The 14,729-nt window shown below is 38.6% G+C and carries 12 protein-coding genes; 4 read left to right on the forward strand and 8 right to left on the reverse strand.

Going from position 1 to position 14,729, the window contains the following annotated elements; translation table 11 throughout:
* Positions 1–17: 17 nt before the first annotated feature.
* The 6 genes from TLET_RS03220 to TLET_RS03245 all read right to left on the reverse strand — a co-directional run bounded on the left by TLET_RS03220 (position 18) and on the right by TLET_RS03245 (position 7,282).
* Complete coding sequence (locus TLET_RS03220) at positions 18–1,994, reverse strand: chemotaxis protein CheA (protein WP_012002678.1); 1,977 nt, start codon at positions 1,992–1,994, stop codon at positions 18–20.
* Between the two features lie 33 nt (positions 1,995–2,027).
* A complete protein-coding gene (locus TLET_RS03225) occupies positions 2,028–3,251 on the reverse strand; it encodes a competence/damage-inducible protein A (RefSeq protein WP_012002679.1) in 1,224 nt (407 codons plus the stop codon).
* Between the two features lie 393 nt (positions 3,252–3,644).
* Positions 3,645–5,123, reverse strand: coding sequence for a tripartite tricarboxylate transporter permease (locus TLET_RS03230; RefSeq protein WP_012002680.1), 1,479 nt, complete (start codon positions 5,121–5,123; stop codon positions 3,645–3,647).
* A gap of 5 nt (positions 5,124–5,128) precedes the next feature.
* The gene (locus TLET_RS03235; RefSeq protein WP_012002681.1) at positions 5,129–5,620 is read right to left on the reverse strand and encodes a tripartite tricarboxylate transporter TctB family protein; all 492 of its coding nucleotides are present in this window, start codon (positions 5,618–5,620) and stop codon (positions 5,129–5,131) included.
* Positions 5,621–5,693: 73 nt separating this feature from the next.
* Entirely contained in the window at positions 5,694–6,647 is a 954-nt protein-coding gene (locus TLET_RS03240) for a tripartite tricarboxylate transporter substrate binding protein (protein WP_012002682.1), read from the reverse strand.
* Between the two features lie 17 nt (positions 6,648–6,664).
* The gene (locus TLET_RS03245; protein WP_012002683.1) at positions 6,665–7,282 is read right to left on the reverse strand and encodes a bifunctional 2-keto-4-hydroxyglutarate aldolase/2-keto-3-deoxy-6-phosphogluconate aldolase; all 618 of its coding nucleotides are present in this window, start codon (positions 7,280–7,282) and stop codon (positions 6,665–6,667) included.
* A gap of 176 nt (positions 7,283–7,458) precedes the next feature.
* Here TLET_RS03245 and murD point away from each other — a divergent pair, with 176 nt between their 5' ends.
* The 4 genes from murD to murC are packed head-to-tail and all read left to right on the forward strand — an operon-like array spanning position 7,459 to position 12,173.
* Positions 7,459–8,751 (forward strand): UDP-N-acetylmuramoyl-L-alanine--D-glutamate ligase, encoded by a 1,293-nt coding sequence (gene murD, locus TLET_RS03250; RefSeq protein WP_012002684.1) that lies wholly within the window; start codon positions 7,459–7,461, stop codon positions 8,749–8,751.
* Entirely contained in the window at positions 8,744–9,823 is a 1,080-nt protein-coding gene (locus tag TLET_RS03255) for an FtsW/RodA/SpoVE family cell cycle protein (RefSeq protein ID WP_012002685.1), read from the forward strand. Before murD ends, TLET_RS03255 begins: the two co-directional genes overlap by 8 nt.
* Positions 9,820–10,839 carry a UDP-N-acetylglucosamine--N-acetylmuramyl-(pentapeptide) pyrophosphoryl-undecaprenol N-acetylglucosamine transferase gene (locus TLET_RS03260; protein WP_012002686.1) on the forward strand — a complete coding sequence of 340 codons (1,020 nt, stop codon included), beginning with the start codon at positions 9,820–9,822 and terminating at the stop codon, positions 10,837–10,839. The genes TLET_RS03255 and TLET_RS03260 overlap by 4 nt, the downstream gene beginning before the upstream one ends.
* On the forward strand, positions 10,836–12,173 hold the full coding sequence (gene murC / locus TLET_RS03265; protein ID WP_012002687.1) for a UDP-N-acetylmuramate--L-alanine ligase: 1,338 nt from the start codon (positions 10,836–10,838) through the stop codon (positions 12,171–12,173). Before TLET_RS03260 ends, murC begins: the two co-directional genes overlap by 4 nt.
* A gap of 20 nt (positions 12,174–12,193) precedes the next feature.
* Here murC and TLET_RS03270 read toward each other — a convergent pair whose 3' ends face one another.
* Positions 12,194–13,714 carry an ABC transporter permease gene (locus tag TLET_RS03270; protein WP_012002688.1) on the reverse strand — a complete coding sequence of 507 codons (1,521 nt, stop codon included), beginning with the start codon at positions 13,712–13,714 and terminating at the stop codon, positions 12,194–12,196.
* A gap of 15 nt (positions 13,715–13,729) precedes the next feature.
* On the reverse strand, positions 13,730–14,695 hold the full coding sequence (locus TLET_RS03275; protein ID WP_012002689.1) for an ABC transporter permease: 966 nt from the start codon (positions 14,693–14,695) through the stop codon (positions 13,730–13,732).
* Positions 14,696–14,729 lie beyond the last annotated feature (34 nt).

Consider the following 14,729-nt stretch of genomic DNA (forward strand, 5'->3'; position numbering starts at 1 on the left):
ATAATCCCTCCTGAAAATCAGACAATATTTGCTACATCTAATATCAGTGCAATACTTCCATCGCCGAGAATCGCACCACCACTGAAGATTCTAACATCGCTGAAGATTTTCCCCAAGGATTTTATAACTATGTCCTCTTGCCCGATCAATGTATCTACTGCCAAACCGTATTTCCTGTTTCCTATTCTAACTATGACTGTGTTGTAAGTTCCATTCTCCTTATCGTGTGGAAGTTCAAGAACATCCCAGAGTTTGGCAATAGGTATTATTTCTCCTCTTATAACTGTCACCTGACGATCTTGGATTCTTTGTATTTGTTCTTTTGATATATTCAACGTACTGTCGATATTTGCAATTGGTATGGCATATACGTATTTATTCACTTTAACAAGTAAAGCTTGAATGATTGCCAGAGTAAGGGGTAATCTCATGGTTATGGTGGTTCCTCTATTTTTAACACTTTCAATACCCACGGTGCCATTTAAAGACTCAACGACATTCCTTACAACATCCATGCCAACGCCACGACCAGATAGCTCGTTCGCCTCAGTTCTGGTTGAAAATCCCGGGGCAAAAAGAAATTCATAAACTTTCTCATCTGGAAGAGTTTCGGCCTGGGATTCGTTTATAAAACCTTTTTCAATCGCTTTTTTTAGAACAGAGGCCCTGTCTATACCACGACCATCGTCTTTTACTTCAATAACCACATTGTTTCCTTCATGTCTCGCAGACAAAATCACTTTCCCAACGGGAGGCTTACCCTTTGCTAAGCGCTCTTCTTTGGGCTCTATTCCATGATCTATAGCATTTCTGAGCATGTGAAGAAGTGGTTCACCTATATCTTCAACGAAAGTTCTATCAAGTTCTGTATCCTCGCCTTCTATCACAAAATCAATTTCTTTGTCGAGCTGTTTTGCAAGATCTCTGACCATTCTCGGAAATCTGTTGAAAACGAAAGCAATAGGTACCATTCTGACCTTCATAACAACATTTTGAAGATCAAGTGTAATCCTATTTAATTGTGAAAGGCTCTCATCGACTTCTTTTATGTCGTATTTTCTCAAAGTATCTGCTATTCGGCTTCTTGATATAACCAGTTCTCCCATAAGATTCATCAAATTATCGAGTTTATCTATGTCAACTCGGACCGTTTGAACAAGTCTCTTTTTTTCCTTGCTTTGTTCTGTTTTTTCCTCCTGAGTTTTCTCATCAATTTTCCTGACTTCTTCGGTTTCTTCTGCATAGTCTGCCAGTATATCCCGGATGGTTACTTTCTCTATCTCAGATATTGACATTAGTATATTACGAAGATTTTCCTTATCTTCCTTAATTATCACAATCAACTCTACATCCAGGTCAAATTTTTCCTGTTCTATATCTTCTACTGATGGTTCAGAATTGAGTATCTGGCCTCCATGGTCTTCTATCGCCTTAAAAACCATATACATTCTGACGGCTTTGAATTGAGTTCCTTCAGATAAGGTAATTGCAAGATGATAAGCTCTGTACCCCTCTTTTTCAGCTTCTGAGATGACTTTTTTTATGGAATCAGTTACAGTAATCGCTTTATTTGTCTTTTCTGCTGTTTTTTCACTTTTTTTCTCTGTTTGGATGTTTGATTCTACCTCGTAACTTTCCATCATGCTTTGAACATCAACATTGGGTACTTTGTCGGTGCCATTTTTAACAATTTCTGAGATCATTTTGTCGAGGACGTCAACACCAGCAAAAAGCTTATCAAGCAGGTCGGAATCCAGCGTTATTTTTTTGGTTCTGATTTTATCAAGCAATTGTTCCATTTTATGACAAAGTTTGGACATCGTTTCAAATCCCATTGTTCCGGACATACCTTTTAGAGTATGGAGAGCTCTAAAAGTTTCGTTTATTGCTTCCGAGTCATGATAGTCTTTTTCAAGCCTTAGCAAAGAGTCATTAAGTGTTTGTATATATTCCTTACTCTCATCAATAAAAACACTCAAATATTGTTCATTCATTACTATTCCTCCCGTTAGTTCTTGTGAAAATTATTATAACATGTTACTAAGACACTTCAAAATTAAATATAATCCATATGCCGATACACGTGATCTGAAGACATTTCTCTGTTGCGGGTAAAAAAGTCTTTGTATATCTTTAATCGATTCGCCTGCTATACAAAAATAAACAGTGCCAACAGGTTTTTTCTCACTTCCACCGGTTGGACCAGCAATGCCCGATACAGCAAGAGCTAAATCGCTTTTCATTATTTTGCGAACCCCTTCAGCCATTTCAGCCACACATTGCTGACTAACAGCACCATATTTTTCAAGTATTTTGTTTGACACGTTTAAAATATTTCTTTTAACAGAGTTGTTGTAAGCAACAATTGCACCAAGAAAGACTTCTGAGGCTCCAGGAATATTTACTAACCTTGAGCTGATCATACCGCCTGTGCATGATTCAGCAATAGAGAGAGTTTGATGTTTCTTTTTTAGAAGTTTTATCACGGCTTCTTCAAGAGTTATATTTCCATAACCGATAAATTTTTCTCCTGTAAGTTCAATAATTTTTTTTGAAAGTTTCGTTAACTCTTCGGCCTTTGCTTTTGGGGCAGATAATCTGACTCTCACGCCATCAAAATAGGAAGCCTGAGTTGCTATTTTTACCGAGGTATCGTGCACAATACTGGTTATGATCTCGTCTAACTCTGCTTCTGGTATAGAAAAAAATAACATCGACAGTGTTGATAAATCTGGTTGAGGCTTGATCTCGTTCAATGCATTATTCAGCATTGGCTCCAATTCCTGCGGAGGTCCGGGGAGCAATACCAGGATTTTCCCCTTATGAAACACTAATTGCCCTGGAGCACTTCCAACATGATTTTCCAGAATTTTTGCATTTTCAATTACCATAGCCTGTTTTGCTATGTTTGAAGGGACGTATCTATGGTATTTGGAAATTCTCTTTTCGATTGCTTTTTTGAGTTCTTCGTTCAAAGCAATTTTGAGTTTCAAAGATTCTGCAATTGCTTCGCGTGTCTTATCGTCTTCAGTTGGACCAAGTCCACCGCTCAGGACAATCACATCCGAATCATTCAGAGAATAGTTCACGGCATTCTTGATAGATTCGATATCATCATCAACAGATATTGTTCTAATAACTTTTAATCCAGCTTCAGTTAATTTATAACAAATGTATTTTTCGTTTGTGTTCAGGATAATTCCTTCAATTATCTCACTTCCAACAGTTATGATTGAAGCTGTTTTCATCATAAACCAGCGCAGGAGACTCCATCTTCTTCAAGATGGAAAGGAATGCGCTGTTCCCTCCTTTCCAATGAAATTACATAAACCACACAATCACTTCCAATCGTCTTTTGACGATAAAGGGATTATCCCTGTTGGTTGCTCATCCCCAATGTTAGACAGGCTTGTTATGTGCAGGTTACTGCCCCTACCCCTCAGGACTGTTTAGACCTGTACGACAGAGCCTGGAACTTGAGCAGCATCACAGGGTGTACCTGTCTAACGTAGCCACTTATGTGGCTGAAGGTAGTCAACCAGGCTTTTTTCAAGCCTCCGCTTCTACAAGCGGTGGGTAGTTGACAATATTGATCCTCCCTAAGGAATTATACAAGAAAAAAACAGCCCGAAGGCTGTTTTTCCTTATTTGGGACGATTCTTTTTCATCAGTGAGAAAAACTGCGGACCGGCCAGAATAAGAATAATCATGATAAAGAGAATTAACGAGATCGGTCTACTGAGAAACGGACCAAAATTACCTTTTGTTTTTATCAGCCCAACTCTAAGGTTATCCTCGATCATCGGTCCAAGGATTAGCCCGAGTATCATAGGTGCCAGTGGAACAGATATTTTTTCCAAGCAGTATCCTATCAATCCAAAGATTAACATTATATAGATATCAAAAAAACTATTTCTTATCGCATATGCTCCTATGATAGAAAAGAAGACAACAGCTGTTAGTACAATACCCGACCTTAGCCTCAAAATTAACGAGAAGGTTTTTATACCGAGCCACCCGATAGGTATTAACAGAATTTGAACCAGAATAGCGATTATAAAGAGCTGATTCACAAGCCCTCGTGATTCAGTAAATATCAAAGGACCTGGCCTCAAGCCATACATAAGCATTGCGCCCAAAACTATTGCTGTTATAGAATCTCCAGGAACGCCAAATACGAGAGCAGGAATCCACGTACCACCTATAGCAGCATTATTTGCACTTGTTGGCGCGATAACTCCTCGCAAACTACCTTTTCCAATGTTTTTGTCTCTTGATATGTTTTTTTCAACTCCGTAAGATACCCATGCTGCGATATCTGCTCCCGCTCCAGGAAGAGCACCTGTAAACGTACCTATGAATGAGCCCCTGATTAAAGTAAATATGTGTTTTCCTATCGATGAAAAGGCCTCTTTTATGCTGAGTTTTGATTTATCTTTAATAGCGGGAAGCTCTAAGTTTTCTGATCCAAGTTGAACTCTTTTCAAGACTTCTGAAAGCCCGAACAACCCTATCATCGCCGGGATAAAACTAACACCGTCCATCAGTTCGGTTATACCGAAAGTAAATCTCGGGTAACCAGTTGTAACATCTATACCTATAGTAGATATAAGTACCCCGATAACCGCTGAAACAAAACCTTTAATTGTATTACCTTTGCTCAGAACTGCCGCCATACTCAATCCGAATATACCGAGCCAAAAATACTCAAAATTTGTGAACTTGAGGGCAAATTTTGCCATTGGCGGAGCCACCATAATCAACAAGAAAACTCCTATTAGTCCTCCGAGAGAAGAACAAAGTAAATCAAGAGTCAGAGCAAGAGATCCCTTTCCTTTTTTTGATAGCTCAAATCCATCGAGAGTGGCTGCGCCAGAAGCGGGAGTACCAGGAATTCTAAGAAATGTTGCTGGTATGTCTCCAGCAAAAATAGCAGTAAAAGACACACCTAAAACCATGGCTAATCCAGCCAAAGGATTCATGTAATAAGTAATGGGAATTATCAATGCTACTCCCATGGTTGCTGTCAACCCTGGTATAGCTCCAACAAAAACACCAAAAACCATCGCAAGTATCAGTGGAATTATTACATCAGGACTGATTACTTGTAGAAATTGGTTCACTTTATTCACCTCACAAGAAGAGAAATCAGCGCTCCTTCTGGCAATGGAATTTTAAAAAGTAATTGGAAAATCAGATATATCAAAATAGCCAAGATGGTTGAGTAAATTACTGACCGGTACCACTTTACGTATAACAAAGTCATCAGTGAGCTTCCCAGAATTATTATTGTTAAAATCAGCCCAATCAGATTAACAAAAGGAACAAACAAAATAACGCTCATTATTGAAAAAAGAACATTTATGACAACCCTTGTTGAATGCTTTTCCATTGATCTCTTCTGTTTTTTATCCAGTGTTAATCTTATTAAACCAGTTACAGTGTAGAAAATGCCAAAACCAAAAAGAATAAATGCAAGTATTGAAGGAAAAAATCTCGGACCTGGCAATCTTTCTCCTCTAACGGCAAACTCAGGAAATGTTGAGGAATAAATAAAAACAAAAACAGACAAAATCACCAGTACTATTCCAAAAATCATATCCTTTGTAGTTGTGTTCATTTTTCACCATCCTCTTAAGGTGCATTGAAACTAAATTGTATGAGAAAAAACAGGTAGCCAGAAGGCTACCTGTTTATTTTGCGTATCCTCCAAGCTCTAAAACGTGTTTCCAGGCCCTGTCCTGCTCTTTGACAAATTCATAGAATTGCTCACCATTTCTCACCTTAATCCCAAATCCGTTTTTATTCATGAATTCCTTAAATTCCTCGGAGTGAGATATTTCAAGTATAGCCTTCTCAAGAATTTCCTTAATTTCAGTCGGAGTGTTTTTTGGGACAGCAATGCCTCTCCATGTACCAGCTGACCAATTTATACCAAATTCCTTTAGAGTGGGAACATCTGGAAATCTTGGATCTCGCTCATCCGCCATTATAGCAAGAGCCCTGACTTGCCCGCTTTGAATTTGGGATATAGCCTCAGCAAGTGAGCAAGTCACTACATCCACGTGACCGCCAAGTAATTCTATTAATGCCTGAGCAGCTCCAGTGGTTGGTATCCAAGTTACAGAATCAACTGATAATCCTGCTGCATCGAGCATCCCAATTCTGGCAAGATCCCAGATACCACCAGAAGCTGTACCGGAAAAGAGGAATTTCCCAGGGTTCGATTTTATGTCTTCAAGAAGGTCATTAAGTGTTTTCCACGAAGCATCAGCTTTAACAAGAACTCCCGCTGAATCTTCATTCACCTGTGCTATATAATCAAAAGCTTCGAAAGAGAGATTTGTCAGGCCCATCCAGTGCATGGATGCAATTTCCATAGTTACGAGAGTTAATGTGTATCCATCCGGGGAGGCATATGCACCAGCACTGTGACCTACAGCACCGCCGCCGCCAGTTTTATTAACAACCACAAATGGTTGGCCGAGCTTTTTGCTCAATTCGTCAGCCAGGAAACGAGCAAGCCTATCTGTCCCGCCTCCTGCGCCCCATGGGCAAATGATCGTGACGGGTTTTCTCGGATAATTTGCGGCCATTATAGCTATTGAGAAGGCCATTATCAACAGGAATGTTACAAATTTTTTCATACTTTCCACCTCCGTATTCACTCTCGGGCTTCTTTGACAGCCTGAACGAGCTTCTTTGCCTTTTCAGCTATTTCTTTCCTTGAGCCTTTTGTTAATCCTCCCCCAACTCCAACAGCTGCTGCGCCTGCCTTAATCCAATCTTTGACATTTTCCACATTTACTCCTCCTGTCGGCAAAAGTTTTGCTTGTGGAAGCGGTCCATGAATGGCTTTTATATAAGATGGTCCAACGGCAGAGGCAGGAAAAAGTTTTATCAATGGAACGCCAAGTTCAAGTGCTTTGACAATTTCTGTTGGGGTAAGAACTCCTGGTATGTATGGTACTCTGTGCTTGTTACACAGTAAAGCAGTTTCCTCAGAAAGATTCGGAGCTACTATGTATTTTGCACCAGCTTCTATTGCTATCTTGGCTGTATATGGGTCAAGAACTGTACCAGCTCCAAGTAAAATTTCGTTTCCAAGTTCTTTATCTATCTGCTGGATAACTTCTACCGCACGCGGCACACTGAATGTAATCTCAATAGCAATAATTCCACCTTCTTTACATGCATGACAAATTTCCACCGCTTTTTCTGGAGAGTCCGTTCTAACAACGGCTACTACGCCACTTTCGACAATTTTCTCAACAAGATCCATGACCTCATTCCTCCTTTCAACCAGGACTTATTATAAACCACGTTTAATAAATAGGCAAAAATATTATCTAATAGGAAATCTTAAAATATGGTGCGTGAAAACAGAAACAAATGTACCTTCTCTGACGTGTTAACATATTTGTTGAGGAAAATAAGCGATTCCTGGGAGGGAAATTGATGTACTATGCTCTGGTAGGATACGGTGTAAGTAATAAGGCGTTGTGTGAAAAATTGATAAGCATGGGACACAAAATTTTCGTAAGTGAATTAAGAAAATTCACAGATGAGGAGAAAGAATGGTTTTCTAAAAAAGGTATAGATTTTGAGGAAGGCAAAAACAGCGACAGGATATGTGAAGCTGATAGAATAGTAGTGAGTCCTTCGGTTAGATTTGATCACCCTGCTCTGGCAAAGTGCAGAGGAAAAACTTTCTCAGACATAGAGGTAGTTTTGGATATGAATAAACCTAACTTTGTGATTGCCGTGACAGGTTCAAATGGAAAAACTACGAGCTGTAAATTGTTATCTTTCGTTTTTCAAAAACTTGGTCTGGATAGTTACGCCTGTGGAAACATCGGTACTCCTGCCGCTGATGTGCTTGGTTTTAAAACGAAATACTTAGTACTTGAGATAAGCAGTTTTCAGCTTTTCTGGTCAAAAATGTTGCATATTGATATCGGTGTGGTACTGAATATTCAACCAAATCACCTTGACTGGCATCCTTCTTTAGAGCATTATGCAAAATCAAAATTGAAACTGCTTGAGTTTTCTAAAACGGGGATTTACAACTGCTCTGATCAAAATATAATGAAATTCATTTCTGAAAAATCAAATCTTTGTGCTTTCGACCCATTAAAGATTCGTAAGGTTGATGATGGTATTGTTTATGAAGGTAAGTACTATACTTTCAAAAATGATTTCTTGAAAACACACCAGAATCTTCAAAATTTATCAGCGATTTTGAAAATATTCTCTGTGATGAATTTTGATTTGAAGCAGGTTCTGGAAATACTCGAGGATTTCAAGCCCTTAAAACATCGCATGGAATTTGTCGATGAAATAAACGGTGTTGTTTTTCTGAATGATTCAAAAGCCACAAGTTCGGCTGCTACCATATCTGCCCTTGAAAATTTCAACTCAAGAAACGTTATTTTGCTTCTGGCGGGCAGAGGTAAAAACGAAGACTACGCAGATCTGATAGCCCAGATAAAGCGCAAAGCAAAACACGTAATTGTCTTTGGGGAAATGGTAGAACTGCTTCGAGATGAGTTGAAATTATCAGATATACCGTATACGATATCAGAAAACATGCAAAACGCAGTTTTAAAAGCATTTGAAATATCCGAAAAAGGCGATGTAGTTCTACTCAGCCCAGCAGGTGCAAGTTTCGATATGTACAGAAATTATCAGGAGAGAGGAGAACATTTTATAAATATGGTAAAATTACTAAGGGGGAAATTACTTGAATGAAGCGATTTCCGTCCTCTTGGTTGTTGCTATTTTGATTTCTGTGGGAATTGTGGCTATTGCAAGTATAGATATAGCTGCCCAGATGAATGTTTTTGGCAATTTCTCCCGTGACCTGCTTTACTCTCATGTCGGCAAGCTCTGTGTTGGTGTAGTTTTAATGATAATTGCATCAATGTTTGATTATCGTAATCACATCAAATTTTCATGGTTCTATTATTTTTTTGCCCTTGGATTGCTTTCACTTCCGTTTTTCTTTCCCGGTGCTAACGGTTCCAGAAGGTGGGTGAGTATTTCAGGTGCTAATTTTCAACCTTCAGAGTTTGCAAAAATTATTTTCATTATAATCATAGCAACTTATATCTCTCAAAACAAAGAGCGAATGGGAGAGTTTGTGAGTGGTTTTCTGAAACCCCTTCTGTACAGTTTTCCTTTTTTTGCTCTCATAGTATTAGAACCAGATTTGAGCACGACGATGATATTCATATTTCTGGCTTTGTTAATGCTTTATTCTCATGGGACGAAAGGGAGGTATATATTTCTTACTCTTCTTGGTTTATTTAGTGTATTTTACATAGCTGGTAAAACAGGAATTATTTTGAAAGATTATCAGATTTGGCGACTCAGAACATTTATAAACGGTCAGGTACCAGAACAGGTTTCAAAAGCTCTTCAGGCTATAAGAGAAGGTGGATTGACTGGTAAAGGACTTGGCATAGGTGAGGTAAAAGTTTCTGTGCCTGCTGTGGTTTCTGATTTTATACTTGCGGCTGTTGGTGAAGAGCTTGGATTAATTGGCATTCTGGGGATTATTATTTTGTTTTTTATTTTAATTGCTTTGCTTTTGAAACACGCAGAAAAATTACAAGATACTTTTGCAACAGCTTATATTTCTGGTTTTTCGTTTTTGATCATGTTACAGGTCATGGTTAACCTTGGAGTAGTCACAGGTACACTACCTGTAACAGGAGTTACCATGCCATTCATGAGCTATGGTGGGAGTTCTATTGTGACTATGATGGCAGGTCTTGGTATAGTTATAAACATACTTACACGGGGAAGTGAAGAACCTTGAGAATATCTGCAGCGGGTGGAGGTACAGGAGGACATCTTTACCCAGCAGTTTCTATTCTTGAAAAATTGGCTGAAATGAAAAAGTTAAATGTCACATATTTTTGTTTAGAAAAGGGAATCGAAAGCAAGATATTACCATTAGAACATCCCGAGTATAAATTGATAAAAATTGATTTGAAGGGACTTGAAAGACCTATATGGAAACCAAGTAATTTTACCAGGCTATTGAAAATTTCTCAATCCGAGAGTATTATAGCCTTGGAAATTAAACAGTGTGACTTTGGTCTGATGACAGGTGGATACATATCTTATCCAGTTGGAAAGGTTTGTAAAAAATTGAAGAAACCTTTTTTTATTCAAGAACAGAATGTGGTACCAGGACTTGCAAATAAGGCTTTGAGTCTATCAGCTAAGAAAATTTTTGTAGCCTTCGATAAAACTGTTGAGTTTTTTCCAAAATCCGTGCGAAACAAAATTTTAGTTACAGGAAATCCGGTGAGAGAGAAGGACAATGAAGAAATGTTGTTTGGAAAAGACTACGTTCTTGTTTTAGGAGGTAGCAGAGGCAGTGAATTTATAAATAACTTGATGGAGGAAGTTTACAAAGTTGAGCACAACTTGAAATTCGTCCACAGTACAGGAAGTAAAGAATGGGTAGATAGATTGTCAATCTTTGAAAATGTTAAAGCTGTTGATTACATATACAACGCATCTGCTGCCTGGAAAGGTGCCAGGGCAGTCATAGCACGGGCAGGTGCTACAACAATTGGTGAGATGTTATATTATGGTTTACCAGGCATTCTGGTACCATGGGATGGCGCAACAGGATCACATCAGCTTTATAATGCACTTGAAATTGAAAAAATGGGAAAAGCTTTGGTGCTTAAAGAATGCGATGCTACTGTTTCAACTCTGTTGAAAAAACTTTATCAAGTTTTGGAGATGGATAAAAAGCCAAAGATGAAAATCAATCCAGCAGAAATAATAGCAAAAACTATCCTGGAGGAATTGAAATGAGAATTCATTTTGTGGGAATTGGTGGTATTGGAATGAGCTCTTTAGCTTTACACAGCAGATTAATTGGCGAGGATGTTTACGGTTCTGATATATACGAAAGCGAACAAACAGAGATTTTGAGAAAACTTGGCGTGAAGATTTTTATAGGACACAACTATAATAACTGGCTATATCCTGACATAGTTGTTCATACCCCCGCTGTACATTCTGACAATCCCGAGATAATAAGAGCACGTTCTAATGGCATCAGGGTTGTGAGCAGATTCGAATTTTTGTATGATATTTTGAACAATGGCAAAACCCAGTTTGCAGTTACCGGGTCAGATGGAAAAACAACAACAACAGCAATGCTTGCGCACTGCTTAAAGGTTCTTGGAGAGGATCCAACAGTGTTCTTAGGTGGTATCCATAGATCACTTGAATTCGGTAATTACCGTCCTGGTAAAGGTCCATATGTTTATGAACTTGATGAAAGCCAACCAGAATTTTCACGCTTTTCCCCGGATTACATGATCATAACAAATGCCCGTGGCGATCATCTTGAAAACTACAGCGGTGATAGACAATTGTATAGAGATTGTTTCAGGTCAGTAGTAATGAGTACTCGCAAAAGTGTAGTTACCTTCTCTGAAGATGAAAATACTTCTGATCTTGGAACGTGGACATTCGGCAAATCGATAAATAGCACATGCAGGTTGATAGATAGAAATAGAAATGGATTGTTTCAATTTGCGAAGATAGAAATCAACGGAAAAGAATACAACTTGACTTTAAAGGTACCCGGTGAACACAATATTTTAAATGCAATGGCAGTAATCACATTATTGTGGAGCGCTGGACACGAAGTTGAGGAAGTTTTAAAGGCGCTTGAAGATTTCACGGGAACTTACAGAAGATTCACGGTGACGGTTATAGATGAAAAACGAAAAGTTTACATGATAGATGATTATGCGCATACGCCAGATGAAATAAAATCTTTGCTTTCTACAACACGGGAAGTTTTCCCTTCTCAGAAAAGAGTAGTTATCTTCCAACCACACAGATATAGCAGATTGATGAGAGAAGATGGAAATTTTGCGAAAGCCCTCAAGGATGCTGACGAGATATATATTACAGAGGTTTACAGTGCATTTGAGCAAACAATTCCCCAGATTTCCTCGAAGGTCATTGCAGATGGTTTGGTCAGTTATGGTAAAAAAGCGCAGTACGTTGCCGATGCGGATTTATTAATTGAGAATTTCCAGCTTCAGGAAAATACAATCTATCTTTTTGTCGGTGCAGGTGATATTATCAGAATCTCTCAAAAATTTGCAAAGATGCATGCCAAAAAATAAAGCGGCCAAAGTGAGCCGCTTTATCCAAGAGATCTTGGATCAAGTGCATCGCGTAAAGCATCACCAACAAAATTGAATGATATCACCGTGATAAAAATGAAAATACCTGGTATCAAAAGCCATGGTGCTTTAGTCATAACGTAAACATCTTGAGCTTGAGCCAGCATCAATCCCCATGAAGCGGAAGGCTCTCTGATTCCCAATCCCAAGAAACTCAAACCTGCTTCACCGAGAATATAACCTGGAATTCTCAATGTTGCATTCACAATTAAATAAGTTGCTGTGTTGGGTAAGACGTGTCTTGCAAGCACTTTTCTATTTGGTAATCCTATAGCTATAGCTGCTTCCACAAACTCTCTTTGCCTTATCGAAAGAACCATACCTCTTATGACACGGGAAGTACCCGCCCATCCTATGAATGATAAGATGAAAACCAGCAATATGTATATCTGAGTAGATGGTAAATCAAGTGGGAGCATAGCACGCAACATGATCATCAAATAAAATCCAGGTATTGACATGATTATTTCTGCAAATCTCATCAACCCTTCATCAATAAGACCACCATAATACCCGGAAACTCCGCCAAAAAACAAAGCCAGAGCAAATGTTATAACCATTCCTATAATTCCTATGGAAAGAGAAATCCTTGAGGCAAAAACTATTCTTGACCAGACATCTCTTCCGTAAAGATCTGCTCCAAGTATATAAAATCTAACATATTGATTGTTGTCGTAATTATCCACACCGAATAGGTGAAGGTTCATGGGGAAAATCCATAAGAGCTTTCCTTTCCAGCTTTTGGCGAACCATTTGACGGGGTAGGTTTTATAATCATAATCAATCACTTTGCCTTTTATCATTTCGAATTTTCCATTCTTTTTTACAACAATTGTGTCGAGTATTTCAGTTATTGCAACAGCTTCTATTTGATTTTCATCAGTTAATCCAAATCTACTGCCATAGTTTTTGAAATACATTTCTTTTGCAACGGCTGATGAAGTTTCAATTCTGCCAGTGCCTTTTGTGAGTGTTTCTTCGTTGTAGTCAAAAAGGAAGTAATCAGAAATCTTTGGTGTTTTTTTCACATCATGCCATTCTCCGTTGACTTTAATGCTTTCCACAGTATTTATAGAAAATTTGAAACTCTCGACACCATCATTCCCAATTTCATAAACTGCTGTTGAACCGTCAGCATTTTCCACGACCAATCTCCTGGGAAAGATCATTTCCTTATAACTTCTCTCATAGGTAACTTTGTCAACGTAGGTGATTACCGGGAGGATATAAGCTTTTGTCTTTGTTCCTTTGTAAGATCTATGAATTCTCGTTGGTGGGGCATAAGTATGTTTTAGCGATTGATCTATCGGATTATAAGGAGAGAAAAAGTCTGCAAATAGCGCGAGCATGTACAAGATTATCAAAATGCCAAGGGAAATCACTCCAAGCTTGTGTCTGAGAAAAGCACGCCAGATAAGCTGGCCTCTGGTCATATATTTTTCTTCAAATTCTATCTTCTGGTTGTTTTTCGCCTGAGCCATCTAAATCCTCCTTTATCAACTCAATCTAACGCGCGGGTCAACCAGTGCAAGCAAAATATCCGCAACAAGATTGCCGATAACCAAAAGAATGGCACTGATCAGACCACTTGCCATAACTATATACATATCTTGTTGAATCAATGCTTGGTATATAAGTCTTCCCATTCCTGGCCAACCAAAGACGTTCTCGATAAACAAAGCACCTCCAAGTAATCCAGAAATACTGAAACCAAGAAATGTTATCATCGGGTTTATTGCATTTCTCATCGCATGTTTAAATATTACTACTCGCTCAGGCATACCTTTAGCCCGAGCAAATGTAACGTAATCTTCATTCAATACATCAAGTAATGAACCTCTCATATATCTCATCAAACCAGCGAATGAGCCTAAACTCAAAGCAGTCGCCGGCAGGATTAAATGCCATAATATGTCTTTGAACCTTTCCCATGTACTTAGAGAAGAATAATACACAGATTTCATACCTGAAATAGGAAACCATCCTGATTTCGCAGCAAAATACAGCATTACAAGTCCTAAGAAGAATTCTGGTATGGCAACAAAGGCAAAAGCCAGGAAAGTCAGCAATTTATCTGCAAATGAGTATTTTTTCAGGGCAGAAAAGACACCGAGTGCGATGCCAAAAATCCAGGAACTTGCGAGCGAAATCAAAGAGAGAATAAGCGTTGCAGCAACACGTTCCCAGATAAGATCTGAAACGGGTCTACGGTAGGAAAAAGAATAACCTAAATTTCCTTTAAGCAAATTTTTCAACCATACGAGGTATTGGATTACGGGAGGTTTATTTAAACCAAATTCTTCTTCCATTGCTTCAAGTTGCTTTTGCGAAACAGATGGATCGAGCCTGTACTGGTCAAGAAAATCTCCTGGTGCAGCATACATGATCAAAAATATCATCATAGTAATTACAAGAAGCTCTGGAATTGATATTACAAGTCTTCTACCTATGTATTTGAGCAAACTATATCACCTCGTTAGACATGGTGGGGCCTTA

This window comes from Pseudothermotoga lettingae TMO (genome assembly GCF_000017865.1).
In the GTDB taxonomy this organism is placed as follows: Bacteria; Thermotogota; Thermotogae; order Thermotogales; family DSM-5069; genus Pseudothermotoga_B; species Pseudothermotoga_B elfii.

Bases quoted from the DNA above. Each gene is read 5' to 3' on its own strand.
- murD (WP_012002684.1), top strand. From the start codon at position 7,459: ATGTACTATGCTCTGGTAGGATACGGTGTAAGTAATAAGGCGTTGTGT.
- TLET_RS03270 (WP_012002688.1), bottom strand. From the start codon at position 13,714: ATGGCTCAGGCGAAAAACAACCAGAAGATAGAATTTGAAGAAAAATAT.
- TLET_RS03240 (WP_012002682.1), bottom strand. From the start codon at position 6,647: ATGAAAAAATTTGTAACATTCCTGTTGATAATGGCCTTCTCAATAGCT.
- TLET_RS03225 (WP_012002679.1), bottom strand. From the start codon at position 3,251: ATGATGAAAACAGCTTCAATCATAACTGTTGGAAGTGAGATAATTGAA.
- TLET_RS03220 (WP_012002678.1), bottom strand. From the start codon at position 1,994: ATGAATGAACAATATTTGAGTGTTTTTATTGATGAGAGTAAGGAATAT.
- TLET_RS03245 (WP_012002683.1), bottom strand. From the start codon at position 7,282: ATGGATCTTGTTGAGAAAATTGTCGAAAGTGGCGTAGTAGCCGTTGTT.
- murC (WP_012002687.1), top strand. From the start codon at position 10,836: ATGAGAATTCATTTTGTGGGAATTGGTGGTATTGGAATGAGCTCTTTA.
- TLET_RS03235 (WP_012002681.1), bottom strand. From the start codon at position 5,620: ATGAACACAACTACAAAGGATATGATTTTTGGAATAGTACTGGTGATT.